This is a genomic window from Limnohabitans sp. 2KL-3, assembly GCF_001269405.1.
Classification (GTDB): Bacteria; Pseudomonadota; Gammaproteobacteria; order Burkholderiales; family Burkholderiaceae_C; genus Limnohabitans_A.
Genome location: NZ_CXON01000013.1, coordinates 17318 through 43966 on the forward strand (window position 1 = coordinate 17318; position 26649 = coordinate 43966).

Here is a 26649-nt window from a genome sequence, read left to right on the forward strand (position 1 = left end):
GGCCAGCGTCACCACCGAGCCATTGCCCGCGGCCAGCGCCAGGGAACCGGCCGCATTGTTGATGGCTTTGCGCACCTGCGCAGCCACATTGGCATTGATCTCGTCAGCCGAGCCGTTTTTGGAGCCGCCTTTACCGTCTGCACTCAGGTCATTCTTGACCACGGTGTAGCTCACATTGGCCGTGGCCAAACCGGTGATGGTGATGATGTCACCCACTTTCCAGTCACCCGACAGGCGCAAAACATCGTTGCGTACCGGTGCCGGGATGTCGGCACTGACGATGCGACCATCGCGCACGATGACGGCATCGGTGTACCGGTCCTGTGCGGCGGCGGTGGCCGACCAGCTCAACCCACCATTGGTGGAGCGGACAATGCCGCCACCGTCCACGGTGGCCAAAATGGTCTGACCATCCTCTGAAATGGTGATCGAGGTGTAACGCAAGCCAACAGGGGCTGTCGTGATTCGGGCCCAACGCTGTCCGCCGTCGTTGGACAACCACAGGCTGCTGGCCGAGGGGTCGGCCGATGCACTGGCCAGCGCCACCTGGCGACTGGCCGAGACAGCGATGTCGCGCCACTCGAGTTTTTCCGCCAGCGTCTCACGCACCATTTCACGCTCGGCTGCCAAAACCAGGCCAAAGTCAACATCGGCCAGCGAAAAGCCCATGGCCCCAGGAGCCGGTGTGTCGTTGCTGTCGATCTTGCCATCGTTGTTGGAGTCCACCAGCGGACCGCCATTGAGGCCGGCAAAAGCCTGCAAGTTGGCACCCCCGAGAGTCATCACATCGTGGCTGACGATGCGGCCATCCGACAAGGTGATCAAGCGTGTGGACTTTTCAAAGCCCAGCGAACCGCCCACGTAGAAGAAGTCCCCAACGCGCATTTCAATGTCGCCAGAGGCTCGCAAGAGCGCACCCCGGTCACCCTGCACATCCAAAGTGCGGGTGACGCCTGTTGCTGTGGGCACCAGCACCGGTTTGGCCTTGAAGTCGACCACCTGGGTGGCTTCGTCCACGCCGTCGGGCACGTTGAACACTTGGTTGGCCACCACTTCCAGGCGACTGACCTTCAGATCCAATTGGGGAACGCCCACAAACTGGATCACACTGGCACCGGCTTCAATGCCCAGCCAGCTCATGCCGCTGTAGCGCAAAGGCTGTCCAGCTGTCGGGCTCAGCATGGCCACGGCAAACTCGCCACCTGTCATGGCAAAACCCACGGCCGAGGCGTTGACTTGGTCGTTGGCATCAATGACACCATCGAGGTTGCTGTCAATCCGATAAGGACCGCCCACACCCGCAAAAATATCCAGGTTCTGGCCACCCAACAACAACTGGTCCACCACCACCAGACTCTTGTCGGCCAGCTGAACCGTGGTGGTCGATTTTTCCAGGCCCATCGAGCCGCGGGCGTGAACAAAACCGGCCGCGCCGACTTCGAAGTCACCGGTGGCCCGGATCAGCTCACCCCGCGAGCCGTCCATCTTCAGTTCAATTTGTGTCGCATACCCCGTGGACACTTTGAACGGCTGCGCTGCCCAATCCAACACTTGGTAGCGCTCCAGGGTGCTGGCCAGCGGGTTGTTGACCAGGTTGAGCTCAACCTTGAGGTTTTGCGCGGTGGCGGTCACGCCCTGCACACCCACCAAGGCCACCTCGCTGGCCGTGGCTTGCACGGCCACCCAGCTGCGTTGGCTTGCGGCGGCTTTGTCCCAGGCCAGCGCCACGCCAAACTCGGCGTTGCTCACCGTCACGCCGATGGCCGACGGGTTGGTGTCGTCACTCAGGTCGACCACGCCATCGCCATTGGTGTCGCTGCGGTAAGGTCCATTGATGCCCACAAAGGCGTTCAGCCCGGTGCCACCAATGGTCAAGACGCGGGTGTCAACGCTTGGACGAGGTGCAATGCCATTGCCTGCCAATTTGAAGGTCACGTCTGAGCGTTCGATCGACATGGTGCCACTGGCCTGCACAAAGCCATCCAGCTGGAGGTCCATGCCGCCTGAGGCGCGAACGAGCTGCCCTCGGTCACCATCGTGCATCAGGCGCAGGGCCTTGCCGGTGCCGGTGGCGATTTGCATGCCCGCCACACCGTTGACATCTTTCATGGACGCAAAATCAATCACCTTGTTGGGTGATGCCGCATCGCTGAAACCATTCACCAGGTTCAAATCAATGCCCAAAGTGTGAATGTCCAAGTCCACGTTGTCGGGCAATCCAATGGGCGCATCGATTTTGCCCACCACGCCCGTCAAAGCGGTCCAGCGTTTGTCGGTGTATCCCGCGTCTTTGGAGGAGAACAGCGCCAGTCCAAATTCGACGTCGCTGATCTTCACACCCCGTGCATCCGGGTTGACGATGGTCTGGCCATCTTGCTGAATTTCATAGGGACCGAAGCCCACAAACGCATCCAGACCGCTGCCGCCAATGCTGATGAGCTGGGTTTTGACCAGACTGCCATCGGCCAGCGTGACATCCTGCACCCGTCGCTCAAAGCCCAATGAGCCTTTGACGGCAAAGAAGTCGCCCACCAGCAATTCCACATCACCCGTGGCCCGGATGTACTCACCCAAACCGCCATCGAAGGTGATGGCCGTGCTGCGACCGGTTCCGGTGACCACATCCAGCTTGCGGGTCCCCCCGCCGCCAGCAAAATCGATCACTTTGTTGTCACCGTTGACAGGTCGGCCAAAACCAGTGGAGTCCACCAAATTCAGGTCCAGCGACAGGTTGCGGGCCGCGAGCGTCAACTCCGGCATGCCCACCACCTCGACGCTGCCTGCAGTGGCCTTGACAGCGGCCCACTTGAGGCCTTTGGAGGCCGTTTCGCCAGCCCGCGCAGAGAACAGCGCCAGCGCAAAATCCACATCGGTCAAAGCCAGCCCCATGGCGTCGGGGTGTGAACTGGCGTTGTAAATACCGTCTGCAGGACCATTCAAACCGACAAAAGCGTGCAGATTTTCACCCCCGAAAGTCAGCATTTCGGTCTTGGCTTTGGTGCCGTCGGCCAGCACCACATCGCGCAAGGAACGCTCAAAGCCCAGCGTTCCGGAAGCGGTCACAAAATCGGCGATGTTGAGGATGAAGGCCGCAGAAGCCTTGACCTGGGTGCCCCGCGCAGAATCAAAGTCCAGCGTCACGGTCTGGTTGCCATCGCCCGTGGCCACGCTCAGGGCTTTGCCCGCTTTGAGGTCCACCACGTTTTCACCGGCGGTGCCAGCGTTGATATCGATCGCCATGGCCGAGGCCTGAAGCGACATGAACGGAATGCCGACTTCGGTGGCACTGTCTGCAGTGGCCTTGAGGCTGAGCCAACTGCGTGGCAAGGCACGTCCACCCGTGGCGGTCGTCTCCATGTGAAGGGCCAGCGCCACATCCACGCCCTGCAGGTCAAAGCCAGCCGCAGCGGCGTTCGGGCCTTCACCTTCGTCATTGAAATCGCCATCATGGTTCAGGTCGGTCCGGTACGGTCCGTTGAGCCCCACAAAGGCGGACAGGTTGGCCCCACCCACGGTCCAGCGGCGTGTCTTGGCGCTGCCATCGGTCAGGCTCACATCGGCCACGCTGTTGCGCAGAACGAAATTCCCGTCAACCGTCAGGAAATCGGCCGCCCGCAGCATCATGCTGACGGTGTAGTTGCGATCGACGCCAAAATAATCGGCGTTGAAGAACATGCCCAACTTGTCGGCATCGGCCTGCGAATGAACCGTGATGTCCAAGAGATCGGCCAAAGGACGCTGCACAGCGTCCAGCGAGAGCTGTTGTCCTGATTGGCTCACTTGCAGCAACACGCTGCCATCACCAAATCCAAACAGGCCCGTGCCCTCGGTGAACTGGCCGGCCAAAGTGCCCGCCTTGACGATGTCATGGTGTTGCAGGCGCTGCGGCACATAACTGCTGGAGCGCAAGATGTCCAGCGTCGCACCCGAGGCCATCGTCAGGGTACCGGTCACTTCCAGGCGATCGCCTTGCTTGGCATCTGTCAGCATCAAAGCCAGGTGCTGATTGGCCGCAATGGTTTGATTGCCCTCAATGCGCAGCAAGCCAGGTGAGTGGGTGCGTGCGAAGGTACCGGCCACCGAATTGCCCGCCGCGTCCACGAGTTTCAAGCCATTGCTGGCACGAACGATGATGTCCCCACGGGTTTGCAGCTGGGCTGCGTTCATTTTGTTCACGCTCAGCGTGGCGGCCAGTTCCAGCGGACCTTGGTCCGCCAACAAATCGCCCTTGAGCATCACCACGGCATCGGTGCCCAAAGCGCTCAATCGGATCGCGCCCGTGCCCGTGGTCTGCACCGAAGTGCCCTCCTGCAAGGTCAGACGACCGGCTTGGGTCAGGCTGCCTGCGCTCACCACAATGTCGCCACCGCCGGTGCTTTGCAAGCCGTTCAAAGCGGTTGTCAGAGGCGGCAAGGCATTGAGCATGGCAGCAGCACGCGCCACGGTGATCGAGAGGCCGGAGTCCAAGGTCACATCGTCGACTTCGCTCACACGCAAGTCAAAGCCGCTGCGTGCGGCCAAAGAGCCCGCCGCCACTTCCAGCGCATTGGCAACACCCACAGACTGGCCGCCAGCGGCACGGCTGCTGCCGATGTCTTCGGCCGCCTGCAGCAAGATCTGTGCAGCTCGAATGTCGGGCGTGGCCGATTCGGTCACATCGCCATCGATGATGGAGCCGCCACGGGCCACCAAAGCCACTTTGGCAGACGCTGCATCCACCTGGGACACGGTCATGGATTCGCCCGCGCTCACGCGGATCTCACCTCCACTGGTGATGGAGATGCGTGTGTCTTGACCCATGTTCACGGAACCGGCACCAGAGACCAACTCAATGCTGCCCGCCTGCACGTTCAAGTTGGGCGCATCCAGGGTCACACGACCGAGGTTCAGCCCGCCGTCTTGCTGCGAGAGCATTTCAACCCGCTGCCAAGACACCAGGCTCACAGCGCCTTGGCTGCTGGACACCGTGGCGACCTCAGCGCCGTTGCGCTGAGCTGTCAGATCACGGTCTGAGGCCAAATACACATCGGCCTGGCCGCTCACACCGGTGCTGCGGATGCGCAAGTTGGAGGCCGAGGAAATGACCACGTCCCCAATCACGGCACCGGTGGCCATGGCCCCCAGGGTGACCGTGCCGGTGGTGCTGCGCAGACGCAATGGGTTCGCGTCAGCACCGATGCCCGCCGAGTTCAAGCTGCCGTTGGCGATCAATTGCACATCGCTGGCCACCAAATCTGCAGAGTGGCTGGCACCCGCGTTAGCACCGCGCCCGACAATGCGGCCTGACTGGGTTTCCAGTCGGGTGGTCGCGCTGAGGCTGTCAGCCCCCACCTGCAAACGGTTCAGGCCCAAATCGCCCTGGACTGCCTTGAGGTTCATGCTGCCCGAAACACGCCCACGAATCTCGCCGTCGTTGCCTTGCAGCTGCACATTCAAAGGCAAACTCGAGGTGCCCACGCCCCCGCCCAGCCATGTGTTGAACTCCAATGCATGGGCCATCACCTTGCCGCTGCCGGCGCTTTCAATGGCCAACTGGGCATCCAGAATCACGGTGTTGGCCTGCAGCATGACGCCATCGACCACGGTCAAGCTGCCGCCTGAGCCTGCGGCATCGAAGGTGATGCTGCCCAAGGCACCCGCAGCCTGAACATGCCCGCTCAGGGTGATGGCCGAGGCCAAGCTGCGCAGGACCACATCGCCGGCCTGTCCGCCGTCGGATCCTGCGGTCAAACTTTCGATCGTCAAGGCAGCCGTGGACAAGTTGTCCAGCCAGACCTTGCCCGCGCCGGTCACCAACAGTTGCTCACTGGCGATCGAAAGGCCCGATGCCGCCTGACCGACCGCACTGCCTGAGGCTGTGGGATTGGCCGCGATGTCACCGGTCACATTCAGTGTCAGGTGTGTGGCCTGCAAGGCTGCATGGCCCGCCAGGCTGGACACATCGCTCAGTCCGATGCGAGGTGCGGCACGACCGCGCAGATCACCGCCAACGGTCAGCTTGGCAGCGCCCGTGGTGCGCACTGCTGTGCGCAGATCCACATCGCCGCTCACCTGGGCTGTGAATGGGCCAGCGCCCAGATCAATGACTTCACCGGCTGCGCCGTTCACAGCGGTGTCCACCACCAAATCGCCACCCACTTCCAGGTTCAGCGTCAGGTTCGCTGGTACAGCCCCCGTGATCCAAAGCGAGCCGCTCACCTTCAAGGTGAGGCTGCTCAGGCTGGCCGAGCTGATGTTGCTCAGAACCACGTCACCGGAAATCAGCACATTGTTCAAAGCGTCCACATTGGCCGCTGTGATGGTGGTCACACCCGTGGTGGGCAAGACCGTTTCACCCCAACGGGCTTTGTCGTTGGTGCCCGAGCGGACAAAAGCCCGTGCTGCGGCACTGATGAGGCCACCGGCCACCAGGGAAATCTCCCCGACCAAGCCGCTCACAGCCACCAAGGTGCTGTTGTCGCTCAGGTTGATCGCGTCGTAAGCGATCAGATCCACCGCCATGCCATTGGCCACTTTCAATGCGGCCTGCCCCTGCAGACTGCCCTCGGTGGTGATCTGGATGCGCCCGTCCATCAAGGTCTGCAAAGCGCCCAGGGTCAAGCCCGTGTTCTGCCCCCAACCGTCACGGTCCGAGAAGATCAAATCACCCTGACCTGCCAGGGCCTCCAAACTGTCCGCAGCCACTTGCATGGCGTCGATGCTTTGCGCGGCCTGCACGCTCAAGCTGCCAGCGAACACCAAAGGATCGCGTGTCAGGTCCAAGCCATTGGCAACCACCACACTGCCCGTCTTGGCTTGCAGCAGCACACTGCCTGCTTGCGCCGCAACGCCGTTGGCCAGCCTTTGCGACAGACTGGAGACCCAGTGACCCGATTGCACACGGGCCAATTGCAACTTGGCGTCGGCCATCACCGTGATGGCCCCCCCCTCGGTGCGCAGCAGCGCATCGGTGCTCATCAGGATGCTGTTGCTGGCCGAGCGGATGCTGATTGCGCCACCGCCAGTGGCACTCAGCGTGGCACGGATGTCCGTGAGTTGGTCAGTCGTGTCGATCGTGATGCCACCGGAGCCGGCCTCAATGCCCAAGTCTTCGCCAATGGCAGGCGACGCGAACACATTCAACCCTCTGGCACTGACGTACACCCCACCGGTACTGCCTGTGCGCAGGCCCGTCATGGGTTCGTCAAACAAAAGGCCCCGGTTGGCCATGCCGGTGGGGCTGACCTGGGTGAAAGCCACATCGTCCAGGCCATTGATTTCCAGGACTTCAGTTTCTTTCAGACGGATATCGCCTGCGGCGGTTTGTGCAGCGATCTTATTGACGCGGGTGGTCAATGACTCGGTCTGTGCGCTGCCACCGATGCCGGTGCCAGCCCACATGCCCAATTGCTTGGCGATGATGTTTTCCACGGCCGAGCCCACCGGCAGTGCCGCTTGAATGGCACCACTTCGGGCATAAACGGCCACAGACCCATCCTCGGCTTGCAAACTCAGACCGGTTTGCAAGTCCTTGACGGTGTTGATTTGACCGAGTGTGACGTTGCCTTGCAAAGATTCAAGCCGCACATGGCCACCCGATGTCATGACACGGGTCGATGCCTGCATGTTCAGGTTTTGGGCGGCTTGCATCAGCACGTCGCCACCGGCACTGTTCACCAGGTCATCGCCCAAGCTCAATGTGCCCTTGGAGACCAAGCTGACATCACCACCGGCAGATTGCAAGGTCACGCCATCGGCCACCAACAGCGATTGCCCTGCTTCCTCAACCCCAAGGAACAACCCAGCGCCATGGACCTGGACATTTGCCAACAAGCTCAGGCCGCCAGTCAGCACGCGAACGGAAGCTCCGGCACTTTGTGTCGCGCTTCCTGCGCTCAGACCCATGAGTGAAAGACTGTCCACGCTGAGTTCACCACCCAGCGACGGCCTGCCCTCGGGCGTGAGGCCAATGGCCCCAACACGCCTGAATTCCCCTTGTACTTGACCCATGGCCAACGCACGGCTGGCCAGCAAGGAGACATCCCCCCCAGCCTTGACGGCCAACACATCCACCCCGATTTCAAGATCATTGTGGCGTCGCCCCGATTGGCCGACCTGGGTGTTCACATTCATCAGCAATGCGCCGGCAACGATGTCGTCGGCCACATCATCGGCCACTTCAGACACCCCACCTGCGGAAGATTCCAGCGCCACCCAGCCAGCACCTGCATCGATGCTGTCCAGGGTGATGCCCTTGGCGGCCTGGATGTGCACCTTGCCTTCAGGTTTGCTGATGCTGGTGCCTGTGCGCTTGGCCACCACAATCGAGGCCCCTTGTGCTTGCAAAAAAGAGCCAGTGCGAGATTCAATGTCCAGTCCGCCGCTGCGGTGCTCAATGAGCGAGCCTGCGCCTTGCTTGACATCGCCTTGCGCCAGCAGCGTGATCGTGCCCTCGCCCATGGTGAGGTCACCGTTCAAATTCAAATCACCACCCATCGACTCCAAGCGCATCAGGGTGTAGGGGTTGCCGGCGATGACCAAATCGGCATTCACATGCAAATGGCCCACAGCGCTGATCAGCATGCTCGACTCACCGTCAAAAAGCAGCTGATCGAGGGTCAGATCGTCCACATCGGTGATCGAGACAATGCTGTTCAGGCGGGTATGGGTGGTGGCCTGCAAGGTGTCGGCATCAATCTTTAAACCCACCAGAAGTGTGCCCAGATTGCGCAGCTCATCGAGCTGGGTGGCCACACCTGCTGTCAGGCTGACCTGCTTGCCACTCACATGCAGCTGGTTCATGTCTTCGAGACGGTCCGAGGCCTGCAAGCTGCCCTGAAGGACCTGGATCGCCACGTTGCCCGTCTGCGAAGAGACCGAAGACAACAACAAATCATCGGTCCATTCGGTCACATTCACATCGCCAGCGGCACGAAGGGTCAGCGTGCCTTCACGCCAGCCGTCGTTGCCCGGCAGTTTCTGACCGTACGCGCCCACGTTGATGCTCAGGGTGCCCGCATTGCTGCGGATCACACCACCGGTCACCCCAGCCGCGCCCGAAGCCACCAGCAACATGTCGCCTGCACTGCGCAACACGGCGACTCCACCAACGGTGTCAATGCGGTTGTCGCTGCCTTGAGTCAAGATGGACCCGGCGGCTTCCAGACGCATGCGGCCACCTGCGGTGATGCCACTGATTTCGAGATCGTTGAGATCACGCACACGCAGGTCACCTGCAGCTGTGAGCACCACGTCGCCAGCGCTGTTGACCGCCACGTCACCGGTGGCACTGATGTTCACGTCGTCCCAGACCTGCAACACCACACTGATGACTTCGTGTCGGTTTTCAATCCACTGGCCTTGGGTGACCTCTTGAACACCGTCGGTCGACTTCAGCAGTTGCATGTTCGCAGGTGTGATCTCGCTGGGATCAACCAGTCGCCAACCATCCACCACGAAACTGCCCGCGCTGGACAAATCGAAGGTGACGGTATCGCCCATCCATTCATAGCGCTGGTACTCCACCGCCACCACATCACGCGCCGAAGCCTTGGACATCACGGCACGCAGGTATTCGCTTTGTGATGGAGAGTCCAGATTCGTCACCGTGACCCGTTCGGTGGATCGGCCGACACCGCCTTCAGAGGACTGAGACAACAAGGTCACGTTGCGGCCTTGCACGTTGATGCGCTCAGCCCCTGTTCCGACCTGAGTCCCCCCCAAGTCACGGTGCGGGAAAATCGCAGCCAGCAGTTCTGGCGACACGGGATATTTGGATTGCGCCACAAGCGCTTGGCCCGAGGGCATGCCGGCCAGTCGCAATTCGGTTTCGGAGAAACCCGCTGCCGCAATGCGGGCAGCCACCTCGGCCGGGTCGGCGGTGACACGCTCGTAAGACGCATCAACGATCGCGCCCCAACGCGATTCAAGTTTGACGTCGGCATTGGCCGAACGCACCGAGACGGTCTCACCCTTCCAGGCCTGCGGCAAAATCAGGCGCATGTCGCCGTCGGTTTCCACCAGGTTGATCGAGCCCTGTGCCCGGGCAGCCACACCACCGGTGCCCAGCACCGCGCTGTCCACCCGAGCCATGACCGAGCCGGCCCCGCCGTCGAGCAGCACCTGTGCACCGAACACGCGTGAACTGTAGGTCGTGCCAGAAATCCCATGAAGGGCATTGATGGCAATGTTGCCAACGGTCTTGGGCGTGTTGTCCGCATTGAACGTTGCCGCAACGACTTGACCCAATTTGAGCACGGCAGCGGTTTTGCCGACCGTTTGGTTGACTGTGATGTTGCCGGTGGCCTGCACATTCAAGCGACCGCGTGGGTCCTTGACGTTGATGGTGATGTCACCTTTGGCACGGATATCGGGCAAAGCACCCACGAACTCCACATTGCCGGCCACTTCCATGGTGTCAGCCGCCAGCGCCATCGGCACAAAGGTCTCAGGCTGGTCGTCATTGGCCTCGGTCAGTGGCGTGGCATCCCCAAAATTCACGCTGCCACGCACCACCATCTTGCCGACGGTGCGGATGTCGATCTTCGGACTCGAAGGACCCTGCGCCGTCTCGACCGCCACAGGCAAATCCGCCCGCAGGGAGTAGGTGTAAAAGTCTTTCAGACCGGTGACCGTGGTCTTTTTGGTCGTGATGGTCTTCTTGCGCATCCAGCCACCACCTGTGGTGGTGGGGCCGTCAATGGTGATTTCCTGATTCTGGAAATCACTGTCAAAGCGGTCCAAAGCTTTCGAGGGTTTCCAGACCTGGTCATCGGCCGTCTTCCAGGGGCTGCTTTGGGTGGCCACAAATTTGTAAGCCCACTTGCTCGGATCCCCGGGATTGGCCAGCACCGACGCGGTGTCCAGCACTTTGCTGCCGCCCGAGAGTTTTTCCAGCAACTTCCATTTGCTGGTGTCCGAGAAATCCGTCAGCGGGAAATTCAGCTTGGTGGTCTCACCCACGTACAGGTACAGATTGCTGGTGGCCACGTCACGCACCTGGGTCTTGTCTTGGGTGACATCCACCGCCAAATTGCGTTTTTGTTCGTACTGAACAAACAGGTAGTCATTCAAGCTCAGTTGCAAGGCCAGCTCAGATTCCTTGAGCGGTGTGCCATCGGTAAATCGGGTGTCCGTGAAATTGGCGGCGGTGTCGGGCACCAAGCCATCCCAATCAAAGCCAAAAAGGTTAAAGCTTTGCTGCTTGTAAATCTCCAAGGTGGTGTTGGTCTTGGCTTGACCCTCGGTCCAGACGTAGTAACGCCCTTGCTCGGGTTGGTAGAACAAGGCAGCGCCTGCGTCCATGACAACAGCATCGCCCACATTGGTGTAGGTGATGCTGCTGACCGTGCCACTGCCGTTAGCCGGCGTGAGCACGCCCTTTCGGCTCAGGTGCGTGACTTGACCGTCCTTGTAGGTGTAGTTTTCTTGGCGCAGCGTGGCGCTGTCCGTGATGGAGATGGTGCCAACGCGGTTTTCTGAAACATCGATCTCGTCGAGTTCCAGGGTGAAATTTGTGCGGTTGTCGATCATCACCGAGGTGTAGCCACTGGCCACGCGCAGTCGGCCATTGCCCGTGCTGATGATGGTGCCCGTGACGTTGATCTTGCCACCTTGGGGCTTGATCGGGTTGAGCGTGATCTTCTTGCTGGCGAAATCAAAAGCGCCGGTGACCGAAGCCAGACCGCCGTTGCCAAAGGTCAAACCCTTTTGGACATTGCCCTTGGAATCGGTGAAATTGACCGACTCAGTGGGGTTGAAAGTCTCATCGATGGTCAAGGATATGCTGTCGACGCCACTTTGCACCAGTCCGTCAATGTTCAGGTATCGGGCGTTGATGTTCACCTCGCCCATGGCGAAGATGGTGGAAGACTTGGCAGGATCACTGATGGCATTGAGCAATGACTGCAAACGCAGGTCAGAGCTGCTCAAGCTCAGGGATTTGGCCAGGCCTGCGCTGTTGTAGACCTGCTGACCAAACACGGTGTTGAAGGACACATACTGGCGCGGATCACGCCCGGTGTGGAACCAATCATCGCTGGACAGGTTGAAGTCACCGGTGGCGGCCAATTCGATCGTGCCTGCACGCAGTTCGCCCGTGACGTTGATGCTGCCACTCAGATTTTTCAAGATGAGCTTGCCGTCTTCGTTGACCACTCGCCCCTTGACTTCAATATCCTGAGGGGACTTGGGCAGGTTCAAGTCTTTGAGCGAGGTGTACCAAGAGGTCGGGTAGGCCTCTTGTGTGATGCTGATGACGCTGTCGCCGGCTGGGCCTGGATCGGTCAAAGAGGCGGCATTGAAATACGTGGCACCGGGGCTCATCACCACCCGTTGCTTGTTCACCAGTTCGGTTGCACCGGTCTTGTTGATGCCGATGTCGTTGATCTCCAGACCAAACGGTGTCTTGTTGACCACAGTGATGTTGGCTTCGCCATGGGCGACCATGCGCTTGGCGGTGACCGCACTTTGCACCGCGGCCTTGGAGGCCAGATCAGCCTTGATCGAAATCAGTCCGGCCGAGGCCTGGATGCTGGGCATGCGCAGGTATAGCACGTCGAAACTCTCGCGAGCTGACACACCCGTGGCACCGTTGGCACCCGTTTGGGTGTCGGCCAGCCCCAGCTTCTGCAATTGCTGGTCGATCTTGGTCAGCAAGGCCTGGTAGCGGGCAATGGCCTCGGCGTTACCGGCATGGCTTTCCATCCAGCCGACGACTTTGGCGCGGTCTTCGAGCAACTGGTTGGCCACGTTGGCATACACCAAGGTGGGCAAGGCCATGTCCTTGGGCTTGACCACGTAAAAGTCATCGCTCAGGGCCATGGCAAATTTTTGGCCCTTGTCACTGCTGGTGACATCGATCTCGCGCCATCCATCGGTGTCCGAGTAGGTGGCTGTAGCAGGGTTGAAATTCACGCCCTCACCCATGCGCTGGTACCAGCGCCCGTTCGCAGTGCGCACGGTTTCACCGATTTTGATGGTAAGAGAAACCTCGTTGCCACTGAGGCTGTGGTCAGGCTTGACTTCTTGCCAGCGTTTGGTGTTGGTGTAATCCTCGATTTCCAGCACCAGGTTTTCTTCGACGGCTGCCCCTCCGGGTGGGGCAAAGCGGTAGGACTTGCCACTCACGCCCTTGCCATAGGCCGAGCCCACCAACTCGACGATGGAGCCGGCACTGATCGACAGTGCAACATCCTTCAAGTCCAAGGCGGCATAGTGGTATTGCTGGCCTTCGTCCAGGCCCAGTGCTGTTTTTTCGGCTGTGGTCAGGTCCTTGCCCACCTTGTCAGCGCTCAGCTGGGTTTCGTTGTTGACCTCGTAGGGCAGCAATTGCACCAGTGTGCGGTAGTTGATGCCCGCTTCAATGGTCGCCATCTGACCGACATTGACGCGGTTATTGTTCTCTTCGGTCGTGTAAGTGATCGATGGCATGGGGACCGGAACAGGCACGGGGATAATGGCCATGCCCGCACCTATGGCCCGTTTTCCGACACCAATACCCGGCTCGGTCAACAAGACCACGTTGCCAATCGAGCGCACCCGGGTCGCCCCGGTCAGGTCGATGGTGTTGTTTTCAATCACCTTGGAGGTGGCCACAGGCAAACCCACGCCCAGCGCGATCAGGGTCAAGTCAGCTTGCGCTGTGGCGGTCATCACATTGGGCGCACGCGCACTGTCTTGACCTGCATAAATTTTGACTTCATTGCCCAGCAGATCTGCACCACTCAAGGTGATGGTGTTGTCGGCATACAGGCGCGAATCGGCATTCGCACCAGCCCCCCCCACATACGACACCGACAGCACATTGGAGCCAGCGGTCATGTTGGCATCGCTTCGGGTGGTCAAGGCCAGGTCACCGCTGAGGTTGCTCAACTTGGCCTGACCCACGTTGATGCCCGAACGCAGGTAAGCATCCTGGTCAGCCAGCGCCACAGACAAGGCCAGCCCACCGATGGCATCAATGCGGACCTTGTCGGTCACAGAAGCCTTAGAGTAGGTGTCGATGCTGAAACGGCCGGTCTGACCAGCATCGGCAGACACCGTCATTTCGGTGCCGTTGCCAATGTCGACCTGAGCACCGAAACGTTTGCCATCGGTGCCGATGTCCGTCACCGTGCCCAAAGCCGTCAAACTCAGCGCTCCGGCAGAACCCGAGCGCAAAGACTCTTCCGTGGCCGAGTAGCGGTTTTTGTCGGCCATGTTGTCGGCGCGGATCGCGATATTGCCCGCCACGACTTTGCTGTTTTGGCCAATCTTCACGTTCGACGTGCCCGTCAGCGTGGTGAACATGGCCGCGCCACTGCCCGCCAATGCACCCACGGCCAGGTTCAAAGCCACTGCGTCGAAGTTTTGGCTGCGTGTAGACCAAATGTCCAACAACCCAACGGCAATCTGGTTGCGATCGCCCAGCCCCGCACGGGTCGTGCCCTCAATTTTCATGTCGGAATAAGAACCCGCAAGACCTGCGAAAACGCCGCCGCTGGAGGCGCTGGTACGCTGATAGATGTCGTCCTGGGCTTTGGCATGGATGCGCAGCACGGAGGCCACCACACGCACATCATCACCCAACTCGGCCACCACCGAACCACTGTCGGTGGCGATGACTGTAGACGAGCCCACCGAAGCCCCAGAGCTGACACTCAAGGCATCGCTGCGGGCAAAGGCCTTTTGGTTGGCCAGGGCCAACACTTCCACTTTGCCGGTACTCAGCGAGGCCAGAATATCGGCAGTACGGATGGCCGCCATCACTTTGGGGTTGAGGCGGTTGATAGAAATGGTGCCCGCGGCCGCTGCCGCGATGGCGCCAAAACTGGCGGCAGCAGCAACGACCAAAGCGTCGGCCTGGGCATTGCCCTCGGCGCGAACGGTCAAAGTTTTGCCTGTCGTGAGCCGGGTCTTGCCCGTCTCTGGGTTGCCAGCAACCGGGACTGAACCCGTTCGGTCCACAACAGCTGCAGTGACGGTGTTGATGGTATTGTAGGCGTAGGCCCCCCCACCGGAAATCGCCGCCCCGGCACCGGTGCTGATGGCCATGGCTGCCGCCGTCGAGGTGGTGTCGATGCGGGCCAGGTCAAAGGCCGTGATCGTGATGTCGCCAAGCGCCTCCACCACCGCACGGTCTACGGTGGCTGTGACGGTGCTGTTGATCTCGTTTTCGGCCACCGACACGCCAATGGCCACAGCTGCACCGGTGGGCGCAAAACTCGCAGCCACCGAGACCGCTTGCACATAAGAATTGATGGTTGAACGGTCTCGGGCATCGATGAGGATGTTGCCATCGACTTCCACACCAGCACCCGTGGTGCGCTGCAGATAGGCCCGGGTTTCAGAGCCAATCAGGTTGGTGGCACCCGCGCCAGCGCCGCTGAGCGCCACACCTGTGGTTCCGCCGGCAATCGCCATCGATCCAGCCACCACCGTCGATTCGATGGTTTGTGCTGTGTCGGCCCAGATGGTCAGATCCAAGGTGAGCGTGGCGTCGTCCAAAGCGCTGATGGCCGAACGGTCCACCGAAGCGATGATGCGGTTGGCCGAAGCGGTGGTTCGCTGCTTCCACTTTTTGGTGTCGCCGTAGTCTTGCTTGAGGATCAACTCGTCGAGCTTGCCGTCACCGTCTTTGTCTTGGGCCAAGATGGGATCGGTGCCGATGTACTCATAAACCTCGTTGGCCCGTGCACCCGAAGTGGCCCCCAAACGAATCAAATCGCCGGTTTTGATCGAGCTCGGTTGGCTGACGCCCGAGGTGTAAGTGACCGCACCGTCCCACTGAAGGGGGTCGTAACCGATGTAGTTGCGTGCCAGCGCGACACCGATCGATGCACCGGCACCGTTGGCACCGCCCACACCCACGCCCAAAGAGGCCGAAACGATGATGGCTTCAATGCGGTTGGTGGCCAGCGCCTTGACGGTCACATCAGATGCAGCGCGGATCGCGCTGTCGTCCACTTGGGCCAGCACATCGCCCAGAATCACGTTCATGGCCGAAGCACCCGCTCCGCTGACGCCCACACCTGCTGCGCCGCCAAAACCAGCGACCACAGAGGCAGCCCAGGCCTTGACGTTGATGGCGGCATTGGAGGTGGCCACCAACTCCAACTGGCCACGGGCATCCAGTTCAGCCCCTTTGAGGCCTGCCAGCACCACCGAGTCGATCACGTTGCGAGCCAGCGAAACACCCACCGACACGGCCACACCGGATGCACCCGCCAAAGCCGCGGCAATGGAGGCAGCACCAGCATGGGAGCGGATGTTGGAATTGTCATCGGCAAGGATATGGGCGTTGCCCACGATGATGCGGCTCGCACGCGTGCCCACCACGATGTCTTCTGTGTCCACCCCGGCGTGCACACGCATGCCAATCTGGTTTTGCGCCCATACGCCAGAGCCGCTGGCGGCCACGCCGCCGGCACCTCCGGATGCCACGGCAGCCGAACCCGCAACCACCAGCGCTTCAATGGTTTGCTCGGCACTGGCGTGCAGCTTCAGATTGCCCAAGGTGGTGACATCGGTGTCAATCAACAAGGCACGGGTGGTGGCGATGGCTTGTTCGCCCACCGCACCAAAGCCCTCTTGACCAATCAGGTTACGGGCCACTGAGACCCCGATCGAGGCCCCCACGGCACCGGCTCCCCCACCGGCGATGGCGGCAGACACCGCCACAATGCTGCTGGAGATGATGGTGGAATTGTGGGCGGTGATCACCACATCGCCTTTGGCGGTGATGCTGCCTTGACGCACAACAGCGTCGGTGGAGCCCATGACCGAGTTCAGCGCCACGGCACCAGCACCCGAAATGGCCAAAGCACCTGAGCCACCGATGCCCAGCGCCATCGATGCGGCCGCCGATGTGGCATTGATGTTGTTGCGCTTGATCACGGCATTGCCATCATCCAGCAAAATGAGGGTGTAACTGTCACCGCCTCCGTCGTGGATCATCCAGCTCTTGCCCTGTTTCAAAGAGGTGATCTCGAGAACAGGCCGAACCGCTTCCCAACGCGAAGTGTCTGCGTAGTCTTGCTTGGTCAGGTCCAAGGCTTGGTTGTTTTTGCCAATATAGCGGTAGACCCAGCCCGAGTTGCCACCCGCCTTGTGCTGGGTGGCCACACGCACGGTGTCGCCTTTTTTCAACTCACGAGTTTCGGCCGTGACCACTTTCCAACGCGTGGCGTCGGCATAGTTTTCGGTGCCCAACTCAACCTTGCGGGTGGTTTTGCTGATGTATTCGTACACCTTGCCCGCGTGTGTACCGCTGACCACATTGACCTTGGTGCCTTTTTTCAGCGAAACCTGATCGGTGGCTGAGCTCAGGTAATCCCAAGACATGCCATCGGTGCTCTTGTAATAAGCAGAGGCACGCACCGAATCGAAGGCGGACACAGACAAACCCAGATCCAGCAATCCGGCGGTGATGAGCGCCATGCTCTTTTTGTCGGTGAAGTCTTGTGCCAATTGCCACACGGCTGTGTTGGCATAGTTTTCACGCCACAAGTCGATGGTCTTTTCAAAGGAATACGATTCCCACTGGCTGGAGTCCTCGAAATTTTGATCACGCAGGTCCAGCAGGGCCGAACCACCTTTGCCATCCACGCCCTTGTATTTGAAGACCTTGCCCAGCAGGCTGTTGTCCGAGAAGTTGCTCTCAATGCGGACCAGTTGTCCGGAATCGACATTGACTTTGCCTGAGAGCGTGGTGTGGTCCACCTTGCCACCAATGTAGCGGTACACCTTGCCGGCCACGCCGCCATAGGTGTGCAAATCATCCACCCGCACGGTGTAACCAGACATGACTTTCTTGCCAGAGGTGCTCACCTCGCTCCATGCGCTGTCAGAGGCGTAGTTTTGCAGCCCCAAGTCCAGGGTTTGGCCGGAGGTACCCACATACTCATAAATGCGCCCTGAGGCAGCACGAACCTCATCCCCCGAATTGAGCAGTGTCTTGCCCTCTGTGCTCAGGTAATCCCAAGTTTGTCCTTGGCTGCTGATGTAGCTGACTTCGGCATTGTTGTTGGTGGCCGCATCCAACACTTGTGCGGTGACACCTTTGGCCTCCAAGTCCTGCCACTTGAATTCCAGTAACTTTTCTCCGCCCGACTGTGCAGTGACATTCACCGTGCCTGAACGGCTGGTGATGTCGGCCTGACCCACATTGGCCAGGGTGTCGCCATCGATGCTGTTGAAGGCCAAAGACAAGCCCACCGACACCGCTGCAGAACCCAGCCCGCCCACGGCCGCGGCCAAAGATGCCGCTCCCGCCACAGCGTCAATCGTGGCCTGGTTGTCGGCACTCACGGTGATGGTGTTGCCCGCAATCTTGCTGCGTCCCGAGCCCACCGCACCATCGATGCTGGCCTCTAAATCCGATTGAATGCGGTTTTGGGCATAAACCCCGGCACCACTGGCCGCCCCGGAACCTTGACCCGCGAGGGACACGCCAGCCGAGGTGGTTTGCACCAAGGAGTCAATGACCGCATGGCCTTCGGCAAGCACCGACAAGTTGCCCGCTGCATCGATGTTCGAGCTGAAAATGCGTGCACGCGTTGAAGCCCGGCGGTCAGAGTAGCTGAGCAATCGCCATTGACCGGCGTCGCTGAAATTTTGCGTCACCAACTCAAAGCCCTTGGGATCGGTGAAGGTTTCACCGATGTACTCGTAGACTTCGCCTGTCAGCACGCCCGTGTCCTTGAGCACTTTTTTGCCCTTGGCCAGTGTGGTGAGCTTGTTGGTTTTGTTGTAGTCGGACACCTTGTAGTCATAAGGCACATCCAGAACGTCACCGCCGATGATGTTCTTGGCCACCGAGACCCCCAGCGCCACGGCACCACCAGCCTGGCTGCCAGCCGACAAGGCAATCGAGCGCGTGGTCACCTCGGCATCAATGCTGGCGTTGTCCAGCGTGCTGACGGTCACATCGCCCTTGCTGCCCGAAAGTGCTCGGGTGCTCAATGCGACGCCGCTGATGTAGGCATCCGCCAAACCGTTGATCAGGTTGAGGGCCACCGTACCCGCCGCCGCAACGCTGATCGCTGCGCCCCCGGCACCTGCCGCCACCGAGGTCGAGGATGCCGAGCCCAAGGCGTTGATGGTGGCACTGCGATCGGTCGAAACCAGCACATTGCCGCCCACAGTGATCGGTGCAGTCGCCCCCGGAACACCACTGATGTAGGCCAACACGTCGTTGTCGACGTCGTTGCGCGACATCGACAGGCCCACTGAAATGGCTGCAGCGCTGCCCTTGCCGGACACGGCAATCGACACGGCACTGGCCTCCACAGAAGAAATGATCGCGGCACGACCAGCGGCCTTCACGGTGAGGTCTGCACCGGCTTTGAGCGAGACCAGGTTGCTGATGTAGGCCTGGGTGTCAGCACTGACCCGGTTGGTGGCCACCACCGGCGCCACCGTGATGCTCAAAGCCCCCGATCCCTTGCCATCGTCCTCGACGCCAAATTCGGCATTGACCGCCTTGGCAGAGTTTTCAATCGTGGCATTGATCAGACCAACCGACTGGGCGTTGACCTCGACCGAACCGGCCACATCAAGGGTCGCGCCATCGACCCAGGCTTGGGTCAACAGGGTTTTTTCCTGGAGTGCTGCATTGCCTGACGAAAAATCCTTGAGCAAGGTCCACAAACTGGTGGGCTGCCAGCCAATGGTGTTAAAGGCCAAAGTCACGCCAATGGCAATGCCTGCTTCGACCGAGGCGTCAATGGTGGCATTGACGGTCGAAGAGTTGGTGCTGAGCACCCGCAGATTGCCGCTACCCGTGGTGGTCACACTGCCACCACTGATCCAAGCCTTGGCAGAACCCAACACCGTGTTGGTGGCCACCGTCACGTTCAGGGCCCCAATATCCCCAGCGACTTCACTGGTGTTGTTGGCCTTGAGAACCACGCCCTCCACCACCTTGACCAGCACATCCCCTGCCGCAGACACCTTGGCGCCACTGATGTGTGCATCGACCAAGCTGCGCAGATCGTTGCGCACCACCAGGCCACCCGCCCCCACCGAGGCGCTTTGTCCACCACCCAAAACGTCTTTGAGTTTGGTGTCCAGGATTTCGCCGACAAATTCTGAGGCCCCTTTGACAGCCCCCTCAATTTGCCACAACTTCCAACCTCTGGCGGGGGACAGATAGTCTTCCGTGCTGAGGTCCACTGTCGTCGGAAGCGGAAAGTAGTAGACATATTTTTGGCCTGGCAAAGCCAAAATCTTGCGCCAGGACTTCGTGTCCTTGAAATTTTGAGCACTGAAATCGATGTTTTTCAGCGTGGTTTGGCCTGTGTATTCGTAGACCTCGTCATATGCACCTCCGCCGATGGCGCTTTGCAACTGGACGCGTTGACCCGTCTGCATGTCCTCACCGGTGTCGCTGGAGACATAGTCGGGCGTGGCAATTTGAACCACCTGTCCCCCCTTCACATCCTGCCAACCCGAGCGATCGGTGTATTTGCTTTCAAATCCCGGCAAAGCCTCTGTGGCCAAGCCGACCACGCTGCCACCCAAAGAGGCCGAGGCCTTGGGAAGCAACTTGGCTTCAGATTCAATTTTGGCCTGGTCAATGCCAGCCACTTTGACACCGCCACCGCGGGCGTCGAGGGTGACCAGATTGCCCTCCACGATGGCCTTGGCTTCGGAGCTGATGACGTTGGAAGTCAGCACAACACCCAAACTGGCCTTGAAAGTGGCGGCCTTGAGAACGCCTTTGAGTATTTTTTCAGAGACAAAACCTTGTAAAAGTCCATCCCCTGTGGAAGTTTGGTTGCCAACGGTGGCTTTGATGCCCGACTCATTGAGCGCATCAATGCTGATGGCACCGGCAGAGTCAATGCTTGAGCCTTTGACCAAGGCATGGGCTTTTGAGGTTTTCTCGGTGCCCACATTGCCATTGACCAGGGCTTCGTTGGCGCTTTTGTACACATCCCGGGCTTCCCAGCCCACGGTGTTGAAGGCCATGGTGCGCGAGATACCGATGCCCTTGACCTGGGTGTCACTCTGGTTGGTCGCACGGATGGTGACGTTTTCACTGGAACGAATGACCACATCGCCGTTGAGCGTTTTGACCTTGGCGTCCAGCACATCGGCATGCGATTGCGACAAAACCATGTTGGTGGCCACCACGTCGGAGAAGGAGGGCAAGCCGGCCAGAAGGCCACCACCGGCACTGGTCACGCTGTCGACCATCGCATCGATCACCGCCTGATCGCTGACGTCGATGGTCAATGCCCCTGCGGTCAGGTCCACATTTCGCAAAGTGGCCGTGGCGCTGCCGCTGACCATGTTGCGGGCCATGATGCCGTTGACCGAGAGGCCACCTACAAGCGACAACGAGGACAGCACGCTCGTCACGCCACCGACCAAAGTGGGGGTGCTTTGCTTGATCTGGAAATTCTCGATGGTGCGGTCGCCACTGTCCCGGTCGAACGCGATTTTCCAGTAGGTCTTTCCATCAACGTTGGTGGGCAAAGCCAACACCGTGGCCGACAAACCCTGGCTGCGCAAAGACTTGCCGTCGCTGGTTTTGGCGTCCAGCAAGGCGTCTCGCATCTGGTTGGCCGTGGCCACCGTCACCACGTCATTGGAGGTGTAAGTGAGCCCGGCGTAGTCAAATTTCAGTTTGAAGTATTGATCAGGACTTTGCTGATCCAGCCGCAAATCGTACATGCCACCAACGGCTGCCACGCCGGTGCTCACGGTCTCGAGCTCGGCCTTGGTGCCACCGGTCAAGGACAGGGCACGCAGCTGCGCCACATCCCCCTCCGTGCCGTAACGGATGTCGTAAGTGGCCACCAGGCCAGCGCCTGCCGTCACGGTGAGCGAACTGTCACCCAGCGACTTGCGCAAGGCGCTCTGAATCAAAAAAGCCTGCTCTTCACGCGTCGGAGATTTGAGTCCGTCCCGCACAGTGCTGACATTCAGCCCCAAGGGTGTGTCACCCACCAAGGTGCTGACCTTGGCCTTGATGGGGCTGATGTTTTCGCCCACCATGCTGCCGGCGAGCACAATGTCGAAACCCCAGCCAGCCTGACGCATGCTTTGCACCGAGACTTTGACGTTGTCGGCACCGAACCACTGCTCAAGCAGCGATTCCAATTGCACGGCTTGGGCGGCTTGGTCAGCTGACAACTCGAAAGTCAAGTCATCACGCCCAGCCAGCGACAGGCGAATCGTGGAGCCGACCGCCCGGTCGGCATTGACCAGCACCAAGGACTGGCGCTCCGCTTGCGCCGTGCCGATCTTGAGCACCGCGATGGGCTCGGAAACCTTGTCCCCTTGAGCCAACTGCATGCTGCTGACAGCATCGATGCCGGGGGTCAGGGTCAGCCGCTGGACTTCCTGGACACCGGAGGAACCTCGTCCAGACTGGACAACATCTTTCCAACTGAGGGAGTTCATGGGCAAAACGTCTGCCAATTGCTCATAAAACCCGACAAACTGGCCGAGCACCCCCGACTTGAAGGCTGAGGGCGATTCCTCCAACCAGTAACCATCGTTGCTGTAATCTTCCTTGCTCAGATCCAGCATTTTGGAGCCGCCACCCATGTAACGGTAAACCTTGCCGCCCTCGCCACCGTTGCGGTAACGCGGATCCACACGGACGCTGTCGCCAAAGCTCACTTTCCGCAAACCATCGCTGGTGGTGTAGTCGGCATTGATGCGCTCGGTTTCGGTGTTGCCACTGCCCGCCTTGAGGGTGGTGTCAGAGGTGACCATGGGCTCGTTCTTCGATTCGAGCCTCAATTCACCGCCCACCATGGCCACGCCCATCAAACCCAAGGTATCAGAGCGGGCATCCAAGACTTCGGATTTGGAAGAGGTGCTGACCAAGTTGTAGGCACGCACACCCGCGACCATGGTGCCTCCGGCTCCACCCGTGGCGGAGTTATCTACCGATGCATCCACGTTGGCCGACATGAAGGCCAAAACTTGGGCCCCCCCGGTGACTTTGAGTGTGCTGCCAGAGACCTTGGACCAGGCATTTGCCCCCAGTTCACTGGAATCCTTGAGCGTATCGAGGTCGTCATCTGACTGTGTCCACAGGGCCGGGGTGTCCCAACCGATGGCATTGCGGGCCACCACACTCGATGCAGCACCACCCCCTGAAGAACGGCTAAAAGCCGAATTGTTGGCCAAAATGCTGGCGCTGTTTTGAGCTTGCAGCAAAAAGTCCCCACCCGCCGTGACGTCGCTGTCGCGCACGTCGGCGCCGACTTGCGCCAAGATGTTGTTGGCGGCCGACAGACGGGTAAATGGCACGGACCCGACCAAGCCAAAGCTGACAGACAGGCTGACGATGCCGCTGAGTTCAGAGCTGATGACGGCCTTGTTCAAGGCCTGCACCGAGAAATTGCCCCCTGCAGCGATGGCCAAATCGTCCAAAGTGGCCTGGACTTGCTGTGACACCAGGTTTTGCACCGTGGCCCCGCCCACAGCGGCAATGCCCCCCGCAGAAGACATGGTGGCGTTGGACAGGATGCTTGAACTGTCATTGGCCTCGACCTGAAGCGCACCGCCGACATTGACTTTGAGCACTTGCGTGCGGCCATCTACGGGAGTGGCCGCAGACGATGGGCTGATCCAAGCCTGTGTGCGGGTGTTGGCACGTTGAACGGCCAAGACTTGGCTGCCCCCCCCGAAAAATCCATCGACATCCGAGCTCACCCGGCTGGTCTGGGCCGCACGCATGAGGGCCTTGACTTGGGCGGACCCACCGACCACCAGGGGGGTGTTGACGACCGAAGCCAGCGTTTCCATCGGAGAAGCCGAACCGGCTGAGCCAGTCAATTGCCCGCCCAAAGCACTTTTAAAACCGCTAATGGAGGCCAGCGTGGCACGCGATGCATTCAAACCGCTCCAGCCAATCACGTTGGCCGCGATCACATGGCTGTCAGCACCGGCACCATCGACGGTTGCCTGGTTCACAGAGTCGATGGTGCTGGCGTTGTCGGCCACCACCGACAAATCACCGGCTGTTTCCAGTCGCCCGCCTTGGATACGCGCTGTGGTCCCACCCACGACCTCGTTGAGTGTGAGGGTGTTGGCCGCACTGAACAAAAAGCCGTCGACCTTGCCGGACAAGTTGGTCGTCAGGCTTTGAGTGGTGTTGGCCAGAACCTGCACGCCGCCGCCCGTGGTGACGATCACGTTGTCCATCAAGGCATCGGCGCGGTGATTGACCTCATTTCGAGCCCCCAGAAAAGCCGAAGACCAAGCCCCTCCGGTGCTCAGCGAGCCCTTGGACAGCGCCGTGGTACTGTCGCTTGCGGCAACCTGCAGCAGACCGCCCACAAAATGGTTGACCGTGCTGCTGGCGGGCATGACGATGCGGGCATCGGCCCGGGCATAGCTGGCGTTTTGCGCGAGGATGCTGTCCAATTCAGAAGAGCTCAGCCCCACCACACTGGTCGCGCTGATTTTGAGGTCAGCACGCACACGCAGGTCACCGTCCACATGGACACTGCCGTTGCGCACCAAGGCCGACACCATGAACGGATCAGCCGTTTGGTTGTTGGCATACAACAGATCGTCCATCTCGCCCTTGAGCACACCGGCCATGCCCGAGGTGCCAATGCGGTTGTAGGACACCCCCGCACCCTTGGCGTTTTGGTAATCCAACTGGTTTCCGGCCTTCAGGGTGGCCTCCCCAGAAGCTTGCACCGACGTGTTGCCCGTGGCTTTGAGCTGCACACCCACATCACCGGTGTCATTTCCGAGCCAAGCCTTGACGGAGCCAGACAGCCAGTTGGTGGTGACCACGCCTTCGTCGGCCAGAGCACTCCAGCTGTTCTTAAAAACGCGGCTTTCTCCTGCGTACAACTTGCCCGCCGTCAAGGCGCTCAGTTGTGATTGGTCCAGCGCCTCGATCTTGAGATCGCCTGTGCTGGCCTCACTCGGGTTGAACTGGGCCATGGCAAAGTGCTGCACATCGTTGAGCACCAAAACACCACTGGCCGTGGTTTGGGCGCGGGCCAGGGTGCCCACAGAAGCGTCCACGGTGACCGCATCGACGGCGGAGATGCTCACCACGCCCGCCGCTGCAAACTTCTTCTTGCGCTCACTGTCTGAGACCTGTGCACGCGTGTCGGTGCGCATCCGGTTGGTGGCCACCAGGGCGGTGGCACCCACTTCGAGCAAGGCCAGTGCAGCCGCACCCGCGCCCGTAGGCACGCTCAGTGCGCCGTTGATGGCTTCCAATTGAAGTCGATTGTGGGCGTCCACCACGACGCCTGCGGCGGCATTGACTTCGGTGTCTCGCACCGTGGCAAATATTTCGTAAGCCGAAACGCCATTGAGATTGCCTTCGGCACCGCCCAGCTTGGACAGATCCAGCGTATCGCCATTGCCTTCGTTCCAGCCCACCACGTTGCGGGCCATGGACTCTTCCTGATCGCTCAAAATGCCCGAACGCAAGGCACCAGCAGGCGTGTTGGCACTCAAACGTGCACGCGCGGAGGCACCAGAGACCATTCCACCACTCAGGGTCAATGTGGAGGCGTTCATGTCCATGCGGACACCGCCATTGAGTTGGTTCCAAGCGCGTTGCGCACTCATGTCCACCCAGTAGTCCAACTCGCCTGAGTTCAAAGGATCGAGCTTGTTGGGGGCGATGGTGGCTTTGAGCGTTTGAGCCCCCTTGGCCAATACCCGCAGGTCCGCAGCAATCACACTCGAAGCGCTGACCAATGCTGACACGTCCGAGCTCACTTGGTTGCCTGCACGGGACGCACCAAGGTTGCCACCACCAGTGAAGTTGACCGAATACGCACCGCCTTCGGTGTTCCAAGAAGAGGCGTCCAGGGCCACCAAGCTGACATGGCCACTGGCAAAAACCGTGCTGTTGCGCAGCAGCACGCTGGTGCTGTTCACACCGGTGCTCTTGGCCTGTCGGGCCTTGTTGCTCACCGTGGTGCTGTCCAGCGCACTGACGTCCAGACGAGAGAGGTTCAGGGTTGAACCGTTCACATCGGCCGCTACCCGGTTATTGACCTGGATGTTTTGAACACCGTAGGGCGAACTGATCAGCTCGGCCTGAATACCGCCACTGGCTCGGTCTGCGGTCAAGGCAGAGACTTGCAAAGCAGGCGCAGGTAGGCCATCGGCCGAAATCATCGTGACTTTGTTGTCGGTGCTTTGACCCTCTTGAATGCTTTGCAGGCCATCTCCCACACGCGCCCACACCGAGCGGTCAAGCTTGATCTGGCCATTGACCGTGTTGGCATTGATGGTGTTTTCGGCATCGCGGGTGGCCATGCTGACCACACCTTTCATTTGCGTCAGACCACTGGCTTCGACCCGCACTTGGGGTTGACCGTCACCGGTTTTTGCATCAATGGTCACGCGGGCGTTGCCCAGCAAAGCTGCTTCACTGGTCTGTTTGGCGTCCAGCACCAAAGTGCCTGCGGTCACACCCGACAGTTCGGCCACCAGTCTGATGTCGGAGAACGCGACCACCGCCAATCCTGCTGCGGTCACAGAGGCAGACTCGCCAAGACGGGCTCGGGCTTCGGTTTGCGCCGTGAAATTCAAGTCCGCAGATGTGCCGTTTCTGACCGTCTGGTAATCGACATAAGAGCGTGCCGACAAGGTCACCAATCCTTTCGTCACCAAGGTGCCTTGCACGTCAACCAGGGTCGAGGCGGTGCCCTGGGCATCGCCTGTGTCGGGATTACCGGT

General features: G+C 60.1%; 1 protein-coding gene (running past both ends of the window). It reads right to left on the reverse strand.

The whole window is internal to a hypothetical protein gene (locus tag AMM41_RS14970) on the reverse strand: the coding sequence, 44076 nt in all, runs 16815 nt past the left edge and 612 nt past the right edge, and what appears here is coding positions 613-27261, spanning codon 205 (complete) through codon 9087 (complete); reading right to left, the first codon wholly in view occupies positions 26647-26649. Both codon boundaries (start and stop) fall beyond the window edges.